At 34.6% G+C, this 14,575-nt stretch carries 18 protein-coding genes and 1 pseudogene; 2 read left to right on the top strand and 17 right to left on the bottom strand.

The annotated features are described in order from the left end of the window. Window positions 1-80 precede the first annotated feature (80 nt). A pseudogene (locus FDO66_RS17230) lies at window positions 81-176 on the top strand (HAD family hydrolase); the annotation flags it as partial. A 25-nt stretch (window positions 177-201) separates the two neighbouring features. On the opposite strand, the gene FDO66_RS17235 reads toward FDO66_RS17230, so the two are convergent. From FDO66_RS17235 to FDO66_RS17265, 7 genes are all read right to left on the bottom strand, one after another. Next, window positions 202-711 (bottom strand): GNAT family N-acetyltransferase, encoded by a 510-nt coding sequence (locus FDO66_RS17235; RefSeq protein ID WP_141433955.1) that lies wholly within the window; start codon window positions 709-711, stop codon window positions 202-204. Window positions 712-862: 151 nt separating this feature from the next. Continuing rightward, complete coding sequence (locus tag FDO66_RS17240) at window positions 863-1,066, bottom strand: hypothetical protein (protein WP_141433902.1); 204 nt, start codon at window positions 1,064-1,066, stop codon at window positions 863-865. A gap of 183 nt (window positions 1,067-1,249) precedes the next feature. After that, complete coding sequence (locus tag FDO66_RS17245) at window positions 1,250-1,540, bottom strand: putative quinol monooxygenase (RefSeq protein ID WP_141433903.1); 291 nt, start codon at window positions 1,538-1,540, stop codon at window positions 1,250-1,252. 35 nt (window positions 1,541-1,575) lie between these two features. Beyond that, the gene (locus tag FDO66_RS17250; protein ID WP_141433904.1) at window positions 1,576-2,052 is read right to left on the bottom strand and encodes an SDR family oxidoreductase; all 477 of its coding nucleotides are present in this window, start codon (window positions 2,050-2,052) and stop codon (window positions 1,576-1,578) included. A 134-nt stretch (window positions 2,053-2,186) separates the two neighbouring features. Beyond that, complete coding sequence (locus tag FDO66_RS21585) at window positions 2,187-3,212, bottom strand: DUF4179 domain-containing protein (RefSeq protein ID WP_141433905.1); 1,026 nt, start codon at window positions 3,210-3,212, stop codon at window positions 2,187-2,189. Next, complete coding sequence (locus FDO66_RS17260) at window positions 3,205-3,738, bottom strand: sigma-70 family RNA polymerase sigma factor (protein ID WP_141433906.1); 534 nt, start codon at window positions 3,736-3,738, stop codon at window positions 3,205-3,207. Before FDO66_RS17260 ends, FDO66_RS21585 begins: the two co-directional genes overlap by 8 nt. 363 nt (window positions 3,739-4,101) lie before the next feature. Further along, window positions 4,102-4,383: a hypothetical protein gene (locus FDO66_RS17265; RefSeq protein WP_141433907.1), complete on the bottom strand. Its 282-nt coding sequence runs from the start codon at window positions 4,381-4,383 to the stop codon at window positions 4,102-4,104. Between the two features lie 517 nt (window positions 4,384-4,900). Here FDO66_RS17265 and FDO66_RS17270 point away from each other — a divergent pair. Next, window positions 4,901-5,464, top strand: coding sequence for a GNAT family N-acetyltransferase (locus FDO66_RS17270; RefSeq protein ID WP_141433956.1), 564 nt, complete (start codon window positions 4,901-4,903; stop codon window positions 5,462-5,464). Window positions 5,465-5,593: 129 nt separating this feature from the next. Here the strand turns inward: FDO66_RS17270 and FDO66_RS17275 are convergent, their stop codons facing one another. From FDO66_RS17275 to FDO66_RS17320, 10 genes are all read right to left on the bottom strand, one after another. Then, complete coding sequence (locus FDO66_RS17275; protein WP_141433908.1) at window positions 5,594-6,214, bottom strand: GyrI-like domain-containing protein; 621 nt, start codon at window positions 6,212-6,214, stop codon at window positions 5,594-5,596. 12 nt (window positions 6,215-6,226) lie between these two features. Beyond that, window positions 6,227-6,685, bottom strand: coding sequence for a GyrI-like domain-containing protein (locus FDO66_RS17280; protein ID WP_141433909.1), 459 nt, complete (start codon window positions 6,683-6,685; stop codon window positions 6,227-6,229). A gap of 67 nt (window positions 6,686-6,752) precedes the next feature. Beyond that, the gene (locus FDO66_RS17285) at window positions 6,753-7,655 is read right to left on the bottom strand and encodes a helix-turn-helix transcriptional regulator (RefSeq protein ID WP_141433910.1); all 903 of its coding nucleotides are present in this window, start codon (window positions 7,653-7,655) and stop codon (window positions 6,753-6,755) included. Between the two features lie 53 nt (window positions 7,656-7,708). After that, window positions 7,709-8,149: an NUDIX hydrolase gene (locus FDO66_RS17290; RefSeq protein ID WP_141433911.1), complete on the bottom strand. Its 441-nt coding sequence runs from the start codon at window positions 8,147-8,149 to the stop codon at window positions 7,709-7,711. A gap of 278 nt (window positions 8,150-8,427) precedes the next feature. Beyond that, window positions 8,428-9,342, bottom strand: a complete 915-nt coding sequence (locus tag FDO66_RS17295; RefSeq protein WP_181444627.1) for a DMT family transporter — start codon at window positions 9,340-9,342, stop codon at window positions 8,428-8,430. A 174-nt stretch (window positions 9,343-9,516) separates the two neighbouring features. Further along, window positions 9,517-9,924, bottom strand: coding sequence for a GNAT family N-acetyltransferase (locus FDO66_RS17300; RefSeq protein WP_141433913.1), 408 nt, complete (start codon window positions 9,922-9,924; stop codon window positions 9,517-9,519). A 125-nt stretch (window positions 9,925-10,049) separates the two neighbouring features. Further along, a complete protein-coding gene (locus FDO66_RS17305; protein WP_141433914.1) occupies window positions 10,050-10,865 on the bottom strand; it encodes a class I SAM-dependent methyltransferase in 816 nt (271 codons plus the stop codon). 321 nt (window positions 10,866-11,186) lie between these two features. Continuing rightward, window positions 11,187-11,855 carry a membrane lipoprotein lipid attachment site-containing protein gene (locus tag FDO66_RS17310; protein ID WP_141433915.1) on the bottom strand — a complete coding sequence of 223 codons (669 nt, stop codon included), beginning with the start codon at window positions 11,853-11,855 and terminating at the stop codon, window positions 11,187-11,189. A gap of 91 nt (window positions 11,856-11,946) precedes the next feature. Continuing rightward, window positions 11,947-13,323 carry an alkaline phosphatase gene (locus tag FDO66_RS17315; protein WP_141433916.1) on the bottom strand — a complete coding sequence of 459 codons (1,377 nt, stop codon included), beginning with the start codon at window positions 13,321-13,323 and terminating at the stop codon, window positions 11,947-11,949. Between the two features lie 342 nt (window positions 13,324-13,665). Continuing rightward, window positions 13,666-14,559, bottom strand: a complete 894-nt coding sequence (locus tag FDO66_RS17320; protein WP_141433917.1) for a PhzF family phenazine biosynthesis isomerase — start codon at window positions 14,557-14,559, stop codon at window positions 13,666-13,668. Window positions 14,560-14,575 lie beyond the last annotated feature (16 nt).

Raw genomic sequence — 14,575 nt, forward strand, 5'->3', positions numbered from 1 at the left:
CCTTTTTGGATTTTTTGTATTAACCTGTGTTGTTGATAAATATGTATTCATAGAATTATATTTTTGGAGAGTGAGATAAATTGATTAAAGCAGTCATTTTTGATTTAGATGGAACTTTATTAAATCGAGATGTTTCATTAAATAATTTTATCGACTTGCAATTTGATCGATTGCAGCGATAAACGTCTGAAGCCTTTTTGATTAACAATTACCTTTAAAACCAGAATAAATAAAATGGTTCTTATTGAAAATAAAAGTTTCTTTTTCTTTCGTGAAACCAATTTTCTCTGCCACGCGAATAGACGAAGCATTTCTTGGATCAATAATACTTATTAATTTATTTAAGCCCAAATGATAATAACCATATTTCTTACAAGCTATAGCTGCCTCTGTTGCAAACCCCTTAGACCAATACTTTTTATTAATGTGATAACCAATTTCAACCTCTATCCTGTCATTTACTTTTTGTTGAACAAGACCACAATCTCCAATAAATTCATTCGTCTCTTTTAAACAAACAGCCCATAATCCATAACCATCATTGCGGTATCTATCTTGATTTCGTTTAATCCAATCTTGAGTTTCCTGAATACTGAATGGGGCTGGATAAAACTCCATCGTTTCTGGGTCTGAAAAAATACGATAAAGAGGAATAAGATCATCCTCTTTATACTGCCTCAACAACAGCCTTTGTGTTTCAAGCGTAAACATTTTCTTCACTTCCTTCTTGATAAATTGATATTCTTTAGCCATCTTAAGTTAACCAGTCTATCAAAGCATTTTAAACAATAGAATAAGAAGCCCCTACACAAAAACAAATTAAAGTGCAGGGGCAGTTTCTAACTCACAGAATATTTCTGTCTCATTTTATTTGGTCATCTTCAAAGTATTCATGGAGCTTTTCATTCTCTTCGTCACTAACTTGTTCTGAAGCATATGGATTATCTTTTTCTCCAGAGCTATCCAAATTCGTTTTTATGGCTATAAACGGTCCTTTTGATGGCTCCGCAATGATGCGATCATTAAGTTCTTTAAAATCAGGAATATCATTTTTTCCTTTTACCATGATCTCACCTCCTCACTATTAGCGTGGGAAGTTTTTTCTTTTCTATGTAAGAGAAAAAATTTTTAGTGTAAACCTAGATAACTAAGAAATGTTAAAAAAAGACCAAATCGGTTACGATTTAGTCTCTACTTACTTAAAAAAATCTCTTTTATTATTCAAACCTAGAATAGAAGTGTTTTTATTCTATAATTTTTCCACTGAAAAATTCTTCACATCAACTGGTGCTACTAAAAACTCTTCTAATTTTGCTATAAAGTTCGTAAAGTGAGGTTCTTGATTATGTGTTTCAACGGCCTGCTGATCTTTCCATTCCTCTACCATAATAAAGGTATTTTTCGAATTGACTTCTTCATAAAGCTGATAAGTAATATTTCCAAGTTCAGATTGCGAACCAGCAATTAAAGTCTTTGTTTCAGCTAGAAAATCAACTCGTCTTTCTGGATTAACTTTAAACACAGCATGAATAATAACCATTGTTGATCACTCCTTAAACCCATCTTATCTATATATTATACGTATTGAATCCCGCCATCAATTAAAATGGACTGTCCTGTTAAATAATCGGAATCGTTTGATGCAAGGAATGATACAAATTTTGCCACATCTTCAGGAGTCTCAGTACGTCCTAGAGCAATGCTATCTAAGAATTTTTGTGTAGCTTGACCTCGTTCAAGGTGCAAATAATCTGTCATTTTTTCATCAATAAGATCCCACATCGGAGTAGCAACAATACCAGGACAGTAGCTATTTACAGTAATGCCGAATTGGGCAAGTTCTTGTGCGGCTGCTTGAGTGAGACCCCTGACCGCAAATTTTGTAGTCGAATAGGCACCAAGTAAAGGAAGTCCTTTATGGGCAGCCATACTTGCTGCATTAATAATTTTTCCGCCTTTTTTATTTGCTTTGCAGCAGCTTGAATACCTTAAAACAAAAGAAATTCGTGCACTTGGAACAGGCGGTTTCTTCTGCCGATAACATTTTTGAATTCATATGCAAAAAAAACCTGTACTACTCTGATTGAAAGAGCACCTTAATACCTCTTCAGATTACTCATAGTATGGCATGAGATAAGGGTTACTATGCGTAGTTTCCAATTACGGAACGGATCAAATAGAACCATTTAATATTTTTTATTATCCAAAGGAACAATCAACTCTAATTCCTTTATTTCTTTTCTTTGCCCTTCTTTATCGACATCTTTTGGCATGAGGATAAATGACTGAGGCAATATATCCATTGGTGGCAATGTCAAAACCATATGGCGTCCATTGCTTCCTGCCATACCTTCTTGCAGCTTTAATCCCTCATATACTTTTCCTTTATCATCGACTATGGAAAAATCGAACCATGGCCATGTATCGTTTTCATCCATTTCAGATGGGTAATCTATTGTTAAGTCGATTCTTGTAGATAAGGGCGAGAATGTTACTTTGTCAGCTGTTAAAGCATATACTTTGTTAACTGTTTCAGCTTTTACTTCTGGATAGAACTCATATATATCGCCCTTTATTTTTTGCAGTGGGAAGTCTACTTTCCACTTCCCTTTGTGTCCGAATAAATTTTCCCCATGGACAGTAATCTCAATATTGTCACCGAATTCATTATAATTGGCTAAGGTAAATTGGTGGTGCTCGATAATTGTCCTCGAATTGATTGAATCCTGTCCTGTGGAACCAATTGCAGGTTTGATTGGTTGTCCATTAATAGTTATATAATTATAGCCAATATCTTCTTCACGTAGCGAGATCTTTTTTTCTGCTGTATAAAATACTGTTATGATTAACCGTCCACCATCATATACTGCTTCTTGTACACTCATCGTTAAACCATCATGACTATCTTGTTTTTCAATGAATGTCGTAAGATGATCTCGTTGAATTTTTTCGGAAGCAATGTCACTAAACTGAGCATAAATAGGACCGATTAGCGGTATATTCGATAAGGCGTTTGCCATACCTGAGGAAACAAACCCAGAACCAAGTAGTGTAATGCATAACCCACATGCAACTAGAATAGAATGCTTCGTTGTTCTTCTCGCTTTCCTTCTTTTCATTGCCTGAAGAATAGCTGCCTTCTCCCTTGTCACTAACTTTTCAAGAGGTATATCTATATTATTAATAGATTGATTAAACTTTTCTTTATTCATAAGTATAGCCCTCCTTTAAAATCGGCCTTAGCTCTTTTTTAGCTCTATTTAAATGAGATTTTACCGTTCCTTCCGGATAATTCATGATAGAAGCAATTTCCTTAATAGACAAATCGTGATAGTACCTTAGCAAAATAATCATCTTGCATTTGGGATCTAAGAATTTAAAGGCTTCTAATAAATCCATTGAATGAGCTATGTAATCGACATTTTCATCACTAACTAATTCAGCAAATATCTTCTCGTCATCTGTAGTAAAATGTCTGGACTCCTTACGAATAAAATCAATTGATTTGAAAATAAGAATCTTTAAAATCCAACTTTGAAAACTCTCTGGCTTTTTTAATGTCTTCAGAGAAGTATAAGCCTTATAAATTGTATCTTGATAAAGATCAAGTGCATCTTGTTCATTTCTAACATAGGAGTAAGCGGTCCGATACAATTTATTGCGAACAGAACTAATCAATTGTTCAAATGCTTCATCATTCCCCTTCTTCGCTTTTTGTACTAATTTAGCTATATCCATTTTGACTTTCCCCTCCGTTCTATAATAAAGTCGAATAGAGAAATAGAATCGTTGCAACAATTTTTAACAAAACCATTATTTTTCAATTTACGTGAAAATAAACGACATATCATTTAAAACAACATCATAAAGACTTGTGGGTTCGTTTTTTTAGTATAAACTATTAATTAGCAATGCAATTAAAGAGGGAATACGTAAGCAAAATAGCAGCAAAAAGGCATTATATAGAAAAATGCCTTTTTGCTGCTATTTTTTAATCTATCAAGAAAGGTGCTTGCTTTATTAAAAAACCACAATTGTTTAAAAAGGAATATTTCGGAAACATTCATCTCCTTAACAAGAACACCTTTAAATTATTGATATTTAGACATCAATTAATTTCACCTTAATAATTTGCATCTTAAAATATGCTAAAGTATCAATTAAAAGCCCAAAGGAAAATAATATACTTCCGCCCACTAAATAATTATTAATATAGCTCTTTAATATAATATTATAAGTATTAGGATCCGCGCCTCCTTCCTTTATCAACCATTTTTCTGCAAGCGACGTTCCAAAATTCACACTATTAAACAGCATAACAAATCCAATTATTCCAATTAAAGACCCAAAGATTAATGTACCGACTAAATTCCCTTTTGTCATCATACTCCCCCAATAACATTTAATAAAAATCCCATCTTCACATTTATCTCCTCAACAATGATAGTGCCAATCCTTTATTCAATAAAAAATGACCTTATATATATTTCACTATATAACCCCAGTTTACCTTTGGAATTTTTTCACGAAAATAAACCAAGCATAATCACTTGACCTATCTTAAATAAATAAGTGAGCTCTTTATCGGTAACTCAAATCATTGAGCAAGAAATAGCAGAATCTTCATCATCTCTCTTTTAAAAAGATTAAACTGATTTCTTCGAATAAAATCATTGTCTTCTAGAATCCATTGATTAATAATCTGCATACAAAGTCTCATTAACTAAAAAATCTAAATCCAATAGAATTTACTTTTACCCACCATAACTGCTTTTTATATAATAACATCTTAAATCCATAATAAAGAAATTATTACATATTTTGTTTATAAACCCAGGGAAATTCGCTAAAATATGGATAATGACTTGAGTATTTTCTCAATAAAGGGGGATTTATATTGATTAATAATAAAGTCCTACAGGAGAAACGAGTGATTCTCCGAAGCATTCAAGAAAGCGATTTACCTATATTATGGAGCCTGATCTACGGGGAAGAAAATCCGGAATGGAAAGAATGGGATGCTCCTTATTTCCCATTAGAAAAAATGGAATACGATGATTTTAAAAGCCACGTTCATCAACAATTGCAGATCAATGATGTCGAATCTAGATACATTATTGAGGTTGATGAGAAGATTATTGGGACGGTCAGTTATTACTGGGAGCATAAACCGTCTAATTGGTTAGAAATAGGCATTGTTATATACGATCCAGCTTATTGGAGCGGCGGCTATGGAACAGAAGCATTAACAAAATGGATTGATTATTTATTTACTAATTTATCGATCGTCAGAGTAGGTCTAACTACGTGGTCTGGAAACTTGAGAATGATGAGGGTAGCTGAAAAGTTAGGAATGCAGCTAGAGGGTCGTTTACGAAAATGCAGGTTGTATAATGGAACGTATTACGATTCGATTCGCATGGGCATTTTAAGAGAAGAGTGGGAAGCTAAGGATAAAATTTGAGCTCCCCACTCTAAATAGAGGATTCCTGCAAAAAATCCAATATCTTGATCATATAGTATCCATCGTTTCCTTCTATTATTTCTTTCAGCTTTCGTCCAATTAACGAATAAAATAAAAAAATTCTCGTTATCAATTAGCTTCAACCTGAAACCGTAATACTGTTTTAAGCTTATGAGGTTCCGTTTTTCGAGGGTCTGAAAGATATATTTCCCTATGCAATTTAGATGTTCTCTTATATCCATTTTCATTGCAAAACTGATTCATCCTTTTAAAGCTCTCAAGCTCGTTATCATAGCTTCCGATGTGAAGCATTTGACAGCATAAGCCCTCTAATATGGAGCCAAATCTCACTTTTTCTAACAAAGGATTTGGCTTTTTCTTTTTTGTTTCGGATAAAAACCGCTCGAATAAATCATCTATTAAAAAATCAGGCTGACGAATCATTAGTTTGTATTTTAAATTACTTTTAATAGTGGGCGGTAAGGTTTTATCGATAAGAACCCAGACACCCTCAAGTGGAAAAACGGTGTAGTCATAATAACCAGCAGGAACGTCATTACTTTTGTAAGACATTTTCACTGCATAACTAAGACTGTATAGTGCGGCAGTAGCAAGAGCAAATTCCTCACCATTTGGGTCACCCATACCGTCTAACATTATAAAATTGATGGCAGGCACATTTACGATGACGGGTTTTCCTTTTGGTAGATATAATTCTTTATATTCTTTCTTGTAATCTACTTTATACATTCTTACCCTCTATTATTTTAATGAAATGTAAATATGTATTTCAGCATTTTTCATATCACTGCCACTTTGATACTCTTCAAAATCAAAGCTGAATTTTCGATCCAAATCCATTGACCAAAGTTTTCCCCAAAACTCTCCTACCGCTTTCTGTACATCACCTTGCACAACAAATTTTGCATATTTCCCACCAGGTATTGTCTTTACATGTAAACCGATCGGCAAGGAAGAATTAGATAAAATCTCACAACATACCATCATATCGTAAGCACCATTTGCATCGCTCTCATAATTTGTATATAAGCCTATGGTTTTATCATTTTGTTTATTTGGTATAGACTGATAAACACCCTTTTCAAAAAATCCTTGCCACAGTTCACCAATTTCTCTACCCATACTCGGATGATTGTTGCTTGTTCGAATTTTTAACCCTGCTACTGATTTTTCTTCTACATACACGATTTCATAATCCATCGATTATACCTCATTTCATTAAGATAAAATGAGTATAACAACGATAATATGACAACTATATGTCATGTTATAAATATTTTTGCAAACTTTCTTCCAATTTTCTTTTGATGATTTCCCTAATATGCTTTGGCTCTAAAACCTCAGCATCAGGACCATATGATAAGATATAGCCATACACCCACTCATCCTCGGGGAAGGTTATCATTGCCGTAAAGCTTCCATCTTCATTTCTTTGAATACACGCTGGATCAAGCTCGTCATATAGACGATAAGCTATTCTTTCATCAAATCTTACTACAAGTGTTACTTTTCTAGCACTTCTAGATTCCAGATCATCCCAAATATCATCAGGAGGTTCTCCTTCAAAAGTCTCGTCCAATTGGCTAAGATTTTTTACACGTGTGATTTTAAAAATTCTAAAATCATTTTTCACCCGGCAAAAGCCGTGGAAATACCAGCTTCTTCCTTTATAAAGGAGCTTCAGTGGTTCAACCATTCTTTCCATTTTTTCACCATAAGCATTGAAATAATCAAACGCCACAACCGTCTTATTCAAAATTGCTTCTCTAAGCAAGTTAAACTTCTCTCGTTCTCTATCGTCACTGCCCCAATTCGAAAAATCAACCTCTATCCAATTCTTCCCTTGCTTATTGAATATAAGACTAAGTTTGGTAAGCACAGACTCAATTTCAGGAAACTTCACAGCGCTAAGACTTTGTAGACCTATCAATATTTCATTTTGTTCCTTCTCAGAAAATATCGATTTATTTAGTATAAAATCATCGATAAGGCTGATACCACCGCCTTTTCCCCTATTTGTATAAATAGGGATTCCTGCGGCTGAAAGGGTATCAACATCTCGATAAATCGTTCGAATCGATACCTCAAATTGTTCAGCTAATTGCTTTGCTGTAATAGTCTTTTTATTAAGCAGCAAATAAACGATTTCAAACAATCTATTAATCTGCATACAACATCACCTAGAAATATTATAAAGATAATATGACAATAACGCGTCATATATTAACGAATAAAAGAATACTCTTTATTTGCAAAAGCGTCATCTAACCAACAAGGATGCATATTCAGTAAATCAGATGGAAGATTGTCCTTATGAAAAAATTGGACAGCCAAAGATTCGGAGGAATTGCAACGGAGGGTTCCCCCTACTATTTCAGCTAAAAAACAAGTTGTGATAAAGTGAACCTTTTTCCCGTTAGGATACTTAAAAACTTGAGAGGAAGGATCAGAATAAACACCGATTAATTTTTTGATACGGATCTGCAGGTTCGTTTCTTCAAGTACTTCTCGAATAGCAGCTTGTGCTACTGTTTCGCCAGGCTCTACATGCCCGGATGGAATTCCCCACAGACCGACATCCGCACGTTTTTGCAACAAGACCCGTTTCTCTTCATCCAAAATAATAACAGCAACCCCTGGTCTGATTTCAGTAATTTGATTCATTTATAAATTTCCTCCTTTAAAAATAAAAAAGATCCAAAGGGAAAGATATCAGTGCATGAAAAATACACTGAACCTTTCCCCTCGGACCTTTTATGTCAATAGGTGCCTCTTGCGTTATGACAAGAGATGCAGCCCTCGGTCACAGACCTTCTATACAGAAGCGGAACCCTAGCTGCAATTTTCCAGTTCATTATACATACTCTAGATTATACCATAATAATCTATAAGAAATGCTACAAAGCAGCAGAAAATAGCACCAAAATAACAGCTATTCATTATTAGACTGATTGTTGAGTCAATTGACGTTTGGATTTTGTTTTTCTTAATCCGCTGCTGAATGTTGCTATATAAACGCCAATGATAACCATAGCCATCCCAACGAGCTGTTGCCATGTAACGGTTGATCCATAAAATAAGATTGCAGTCCAAGTAGCATTAATAGGCACAAAATTCATATAAATGCTTGATTTACTTGCACCAATTTGATGAACCCCCTTATTCCATAGAAGAAATGCAATTACGGTTGCAAAAACAACCATATAGATCATTTCGAACCATGATTGACCCGACATAGATAAAACGTCTTTCCCTCCTCCTTCAAAGAAAGACCAAATAGCAAGAAAGAAAGAACCAATCAAAGAGGTAATCGTGGTAGTAAACAACGGAGAAATACCCTGCATTACAACTTTTCCAATTAATCCGTGGATAACCCAGCTAAATAACGCTGCTACAAACAATAAGTCACCTATATTCAAGGAGAGGGAAATTAAAGTTTGAAAGGACCCTTGAATAATAACGAGAAAAACGCCTGCGAAGGATAAAAATAGTCCACATCCTAAACGTATGCTCCATGTCTCATTCAGGAAAAGTATAGCTCCTAAGGTAATGAATACAGGAGTGGTCGCCATAATTAATGATCCATTAACAACAGAGGTATGTTCCAACGCTATAAAGAAAAAAGCATTATAACTAAATATGCCAGTAACAGCCATAAGGAGTAGACCTCTCCAACGCTTTTTTAACACCTCCCAGTCCCATTCCGAGCGAATTAAAACGATAACAAGTAAAATCAATCCAGCTGAACCAAACCGTAGAGTTGCTGCTGTAATCGGTGATATTTCCGTAATAATATGTTTGGCTGCACCAAAAGCACCACCCCAAAACAGTGGAACTAATAATAATAAAAAATACATACTTTTATTCCCTTTTTCGGATTGAGCACCCACTTCTCTCACTTCTTTCTAAAAATCAGTTTTTTATCAATAGATAGCTTAATAATCAAGCAATTTATAAACATCCTTTATTTGTTCCACTTACGTACTTTAATAAAGAGACAACCTAGCAATAAAGCATGGTAGAGGTAAGAACTAAAAATTGTATTCGCATAAAAAACGTTCAACTCCTGGATACCTTTCGCCTAAGCTAATAATCTTAAAGCCATACTTTCTATAAAAGTCTACGGAATCATTATCTGTTTCAGCAGTAATTATATTCATTGAATACTTATTACAGATAAACTTAATCATTTTGCTGCCTATCCCTTTTCCTCTATGTAAGGGGGAAACAGCAATATGTTTAATCTTAAAACTATTTGAATTTATAAATTCAGTACCTATACAAGCCACTATTTCCCCTTTTAGCTCAAATCCATATAATTTTCGTCTTAATAATTGTATATATTTTTCATATTCTAGGTTAATTTTATGTTCTGAAGTCGCATAAGATAGAAGTCTTCTTATCGATGGATGAATAATACTCGAATCGATTTCTTTCATGAAAAAAACACCTACTATTATATCAGTTTAAGATATTTAGTAATCCTTAACAACTACACTATAGCAGGTAGGATATGAACTTATTATGTATATAAGTGAAATGCTAAAAGATTTCTATTATTGTTTTATAATCCCCTTTTTCTACCAATGTAAAGCAAGTGTGACGATATCCCAAGGGTGTAAGGGTCTGATGCTTTCTCTATAAGCAACTTTATTATATTATTTACTTCTTGCTCTCCTTTATTTCTCCAGTAATTCCAGTTTTCATTTGTTAATATTGCACCAACATTTGAACCTATTAGTTCTAAGCTTTCGAATCCTTGTGATTCCATAAATGGTTTGATTTCTTCAATATTAAAGTAATATGCACCTGTAAAACGTACTTCATCTGCATGGTTAAAACAACCTGATTCGGAAAATTGAAGGATAGTATCTATATTATCATTCGGCTTCCAATTTTCAGGGGATGATAGTGATGAAAGAATGTGTCTTATCCTAGACATAAATGCTACAAAAATAATTCCATCTTTTTTTGTCACTCTATATAATTCTTTTACTGCCTTAATACGGTCATTTTCTTCCTGCAAATGATACAGAGGACCAAGCATTAATGATGCATCAAACTGCTCATCTTTTAAAATATTAAGCTCTCGAGCGTCTAAAACATAAAATCCATTAAACTGTGCTGTTAATTCAAGTTCCTGTGCTTTTTTTTCTGCAATTTCAACCAATTTTGGTGTTAAATCAGTTAATGTTACTTTATAGCCTTCTTTAGCTAATTCTATTGAATATTTTCCCGGTCCTGCACCATTATCTAATACATGACCCTTTTTTGGAAAATATTTTCTTATGAAGGACCAATTTACCTGGAATTCAATCGGTTCTCTATCAAGTCGTCCCCATTCATCAAACTTATTGTAATAATTAACGATGTCACTCACAAATTCACCTGCATCCTTTTCATTTTTCTAATAGTTCTGCAAAAAGAATATAATTCCTTCTTTAACTACAGTTAGCACGAATCGAATTGGAGTGAGTGATAAAAATGCGCTACCCTTTCTATAAGTGATAGAGAAAGAATAACGCATTTTTTCGTTTTGGGGTATTTAATTACTTTACCTTGATAGCGATGGGGTGGGCCCCTTAAAAGATGTTAAGTAATGAGCCACACCTTGTTTGTGAATACCATATGGACCTATATTAAAATAACCCTCCTGCAATTAGAGGTTAATTCAAGTGTTTTCAATCCTTGGCCTTTTTAGTTAGAAATCAACTTTGATACTCTTAGCTTTTTCAATGATTTTTTGGTCTTTATCGACGGCATCACTTGTTAATAATTCAACTGATTTTATTTCTTTCGTATCTTCGAGAATAAATCCCATATTTCCCTTCTTCACATCATTATCTTCTATCTCTCCACCTAGTTCTTCAAGATAAATATCATCTTCCCATGTTTTATGCTCCGCGCTGTTCATGTTAAGAGCCGCAACAGGAGTAAATTTAATGGTGTCACTTGATGTATTTTTCGCTTCTACGCTAACTTTTACAAAATCAAATTCTTCATCATGGGTATAAGAGTGAAAAAAGTCAATCATGCTGTAGGCTGGGACAAAATGCATTACTTTTACATCTTTGATGAGTAATTCAACAGGACCTACTTGAACCGTTTGATTTACATTTTTATAAGCTTTTAAAGTAAGTTCGCCTTTTGCATCGGTTACTGTTTCCCCTACTTTCACAAGGTTAAGGTCATCTGTCACTTGCGGGTTTGGGACATAAACATCTTCTTTAATATTTTTATCCGTTTTTTTCACCTGCTCTTTTTGTTCTGTATTCTGATCTTTATTGTCCTTTTCTTGATTTTCAGTATTGCCTGTTGAACAGCCGGCTAGAATCACCGATAGTACAATAACAAATAATAATTTCTTCAAAGAAAGTCCCCCATTAATTTAATGAAAGCACCCGTTGCTTTTGGGGAGCAACGGGCCTTTTAATTAGTATTTAATTTATTTAACTAATTATTTATTTTCCATTTTTTAAAATATCAAAAATGATTTTTGCGTGGTCTGTGTTATCAACTTGTCCGGCAAAACGCTCTTTATATGGTCCAAATGCATAAACCGGTACGTCTTCACCAGTATGACCACCTGTTGTCCAACCGGTGTGAGAACGCTTGTTGAAGATTGCTTCTATTGCGTTATCGATATCGACAACCTTCTTAGAAGCAGCATCTTTAACCGATTGAATTTCTTGTGCTGTTAATGTCAGTACTTTTTGATCAATATTCTCTTTTAATGTTTGCTCAACATCGGCGCCTTTAGAGATTTGTTCAGCCATAAAGTCAGGCGTGTGTTTAGCAGCCTTGATTGGCTGACCGAACCAGTTATAGATTCCGTCTGCACCGATAGAATATCCTCCCGTAGAATGGTCAGCTGTTGCCACTACTAGAGTATGCTTGTCCTTTTTGGCAAATTCAATAGCTGCTTTATAGGCTCTTTCGAAGTCTTCCATTTCACTCATCGCTGAGACGATATCATTGTCATGGCCAGCCCAGTCAATTTGACTTCCTTCAATCATTAAGAAGAAGCCGTCTTTGTCTTTGCTTAAGCGTTCAATGGCTGAAGTCGTCATTTCTTGAAGTGAAGGAATATCTTCATTACGGTCAATCATCTTTGGAAGTCCGCCAGGTGCAAATAAACCTAGAACTTGTTCGTTGCTGTCTTTTAATAGTTGCTCTTTGTTTGTAACATAGCTAAAACCATCTTTTTTGAATTCTTCAGTAAGGTTTCGATCAGGGCGTACTAAGTTTGATACTCCCCCACCTAGAAGAACGTCAATTTTGTGTTTTCCATTTACCAATTCGTCGTAGTAGTCATCTGCAATTGCGTTCATGTTTTTACGGTGTTCATCATGGGCACCAAATGATGCTGGAGTAGCATGAGTGATTTCAGATGTCGCAACGAGTCCAGTCGCTTTGCCAACTTCTTTTGCAGCCTCTAAAACTGTCTTCACTTCTGACTTGTCGTTATCAACAGCGATCGCTGCGTTGTAAGTTTTTACACCAGCGGACATAGCTGTCGCAGCAGACGCTGAATCGGTTACGTTTTGTGCTGGATCTTCTGGATAGGTCATTTGTTGTCCGACAAGGTACTTATCAAATTCGGTTCTCTCAGCAACCGGTGTATTAGAGTCATCTTTCAAATAGCGGTATGCGGATGTATAGGAAACTCCCATACCATCCCCAATCATAAAAATAACGTTTTTAATTTCTGCATTATTGCTTTTTGAAACCTCAGCATGAACATCCTTATTTGGTAATATTCCGCTTAAGCTACCCAAAGCAATGGTTGAAAGAACTGCAACGGGAAGAATCTTTTTGGTCAATTTATTTTTAAACAATTTTTAAACCTCCAATAAAAGAAATAAGTACTCGCTTGTACAAATATACAGCGAAGTTATTAAATTCTATTTAATAGAGTGTAAATGTTATGTTAACCGAACGTAAATAATTAACGCCAAATTCCACCATATCTAAATCCTTATATTAAATAAACGAACTGCTATATATGTAGAAAATAAAAATACAAAAGCCCCGACTAATGGTTCGCATATCACAACGCCTATATCAGAATTTATCGCCAAGTTGATGAACATGCCTAGTACACCTAAAAAAGGAGTTGCTATAACAACCCCTCTTCTTTAAGGTAAACTGCTCTTTAATTACGTACCTTTATTCCCCTACTAAATACCCACTTCAAAATCTTTAACATAAACTGCATTTCCAGTAATCTCTATATCATAAGTGTCATTATTTTTATAAACTTGTACCATAACCCGACCATCTTTTCCAATTTCGTGACCTTGCTCTACGATAAGATTTATAGATTTCTCAAACTGATTGTTCATGTATTTAGCATAGTATGCCCCCATTACCCCTGATGCCGTTCCAGTCACTGGATCCTCTATTGTTCCAGAATAGGGTGAAGAAAAGTGCCGAGCATGCATATGAGCATTGGAATCATAGGTTTCTAGACAAAAAGGATGGATAGATGCATTCGGCATTTCTTTTAAAATTTGGGGGAATAATTTATTATTTGGTTTCATTTTTGTAAAAGCATCTAGTTTTTTAATTGGAATTAATAGCGTCCAAGTACCTGTACTTCCGTATAAAATCGGTAAATCAGCATCTAGATCCTCTATCGTTAATCCAATCGATTTTGCTAAGTCTTCCTTTGAACCTGCGAATTCTTCAAACCGTGGTGAAGCTTGCTTCATCGTTATAAATACTTCATTCTCAGAATTTGAAGAAATCTTAATCGGTAAAATTCCTGCTTTCGTTTCAATCTTAAGTTCCGTTTTATCGCCTAATAATCCTTTTGTTTTTAACGCATAAATCGTTGCCATTGTCGCATGTCCACATAGGTTCATTTCATGACCTGGTGTAAAATAACGAATTCTAAGGTTAGCAACGTCGGATGTAACTGGAAAAGCAGTCTCATTGAAGCCTACTTTTAAAGCAATTTCCTGCATTTCCATTTCTGTTAAATCATCGCCATTGAAAACGACCCCTGCTGGATTCCCTTTATTAGCTATGCTACTAAATGCATCATATTGATAAACTTTTACCGATTTCACTTTTTGATCCCCCTTA

The organism is Bacillus sp. 03113, assembly GCF_006546985.1.
Taxonomy (GTDB): domain Bacteria; phylum Bacillota; class Bacilli; order Bacillales; family Cytobacillaceae; genus VATK01.

What these genes read in the sequence shown, in the direction of transcription:
- FDO66_RS17300 (WP_141433913.1), bottom strand. Translation starts at nt 9,924, where the DNA reads ATGAAAGAAATCGATTCGAGTATTATTCATCCATCGATAAGAAGACTT.
- FDO66_RS17275 (WP_141433908.1), bottom strand. Translation starts at nt 6,214, where the DNA reads ATGTATAAAGTAGATTACAAGAAAGAATATAAAGAATTATATCTACCA.
- FDO66_RS17290 (WP_141433911.1), bottom strand. Translation starts at nt 8,149, where the DNA reads ATGAATCAAATTACTGAAATCAGACCAGGGGTTGCTGTTATTATTTTG.
- FDO66_RS17265 (WP_141433907.1), bottom strand. Translation starts at nt 4,383, where the DNA reads ATGACAAAAGGGAATTTAGTCGGTACATTAATCTTTGGGTCTTTAATT.
- FDO66_RS17260 (WP_141433906.1), bottom strand. Translation starts at nt 3,738, where the DNA reads ATGGATATAGCTAAATTAGTACAAAAAGCGAAGAAGGGGAATGATGAA.
- FDO66_RS17245 (WP_141433903.1), bottom strand. Translation starts at nt 1,540, where the DNA reads ATGGTTATTATTCATGCTGTGTTTAAAGTTAATCCAGAAAGACGAGTT.
- FDO66_RS17235 (WP_141433955.1), bottom strand. Translation starts at nt 711, where the DNA reads ATGTTTACGCTTGAAACACAAAGGCTGTTGTTGAGGCAGTATAAAGAG.
- FDO66_RS17240 (WP_141433902.1), bottom strand. Translation starts at nt 1,066, where the DNA reads ATGGTAAAAGGAAAAAATGATATTCCTGATTTTAAAGAACTTAATGAT.
- FDO66_RS17285 (WP_141433910.1), bottom strand. Translation starts at nt 7,655, where the DNA reads ATGCAGATTAATAGATTGTTTGAAATCGTTTATTTGCTGCTTAATAAA.
- FDO66_RS17280 (WP_141433909.1), bottom strand. Translation starts at nt 6,685, where the DNA reads ATGGATTATGAAATCGTGTATGTAGAAGAAAAATCAGTAGCAGGGTTA.
- FDO66_RS17295 (WP_181444627.1), bottom strand. Translation starts at nt 9,342, where the DNA reads ATGTATTTTTTATTATTATTAGTTCCACTGTTTTGGGGTGGTGCTTTT.
- FDO66_RS21585 (WP_141433905.1), bottom strand. Translation starts at nt 3,212, where the DNA reads ATGAATAAAGAAAAGTTTAATCAATCTATTAATAATATAGATATACCT.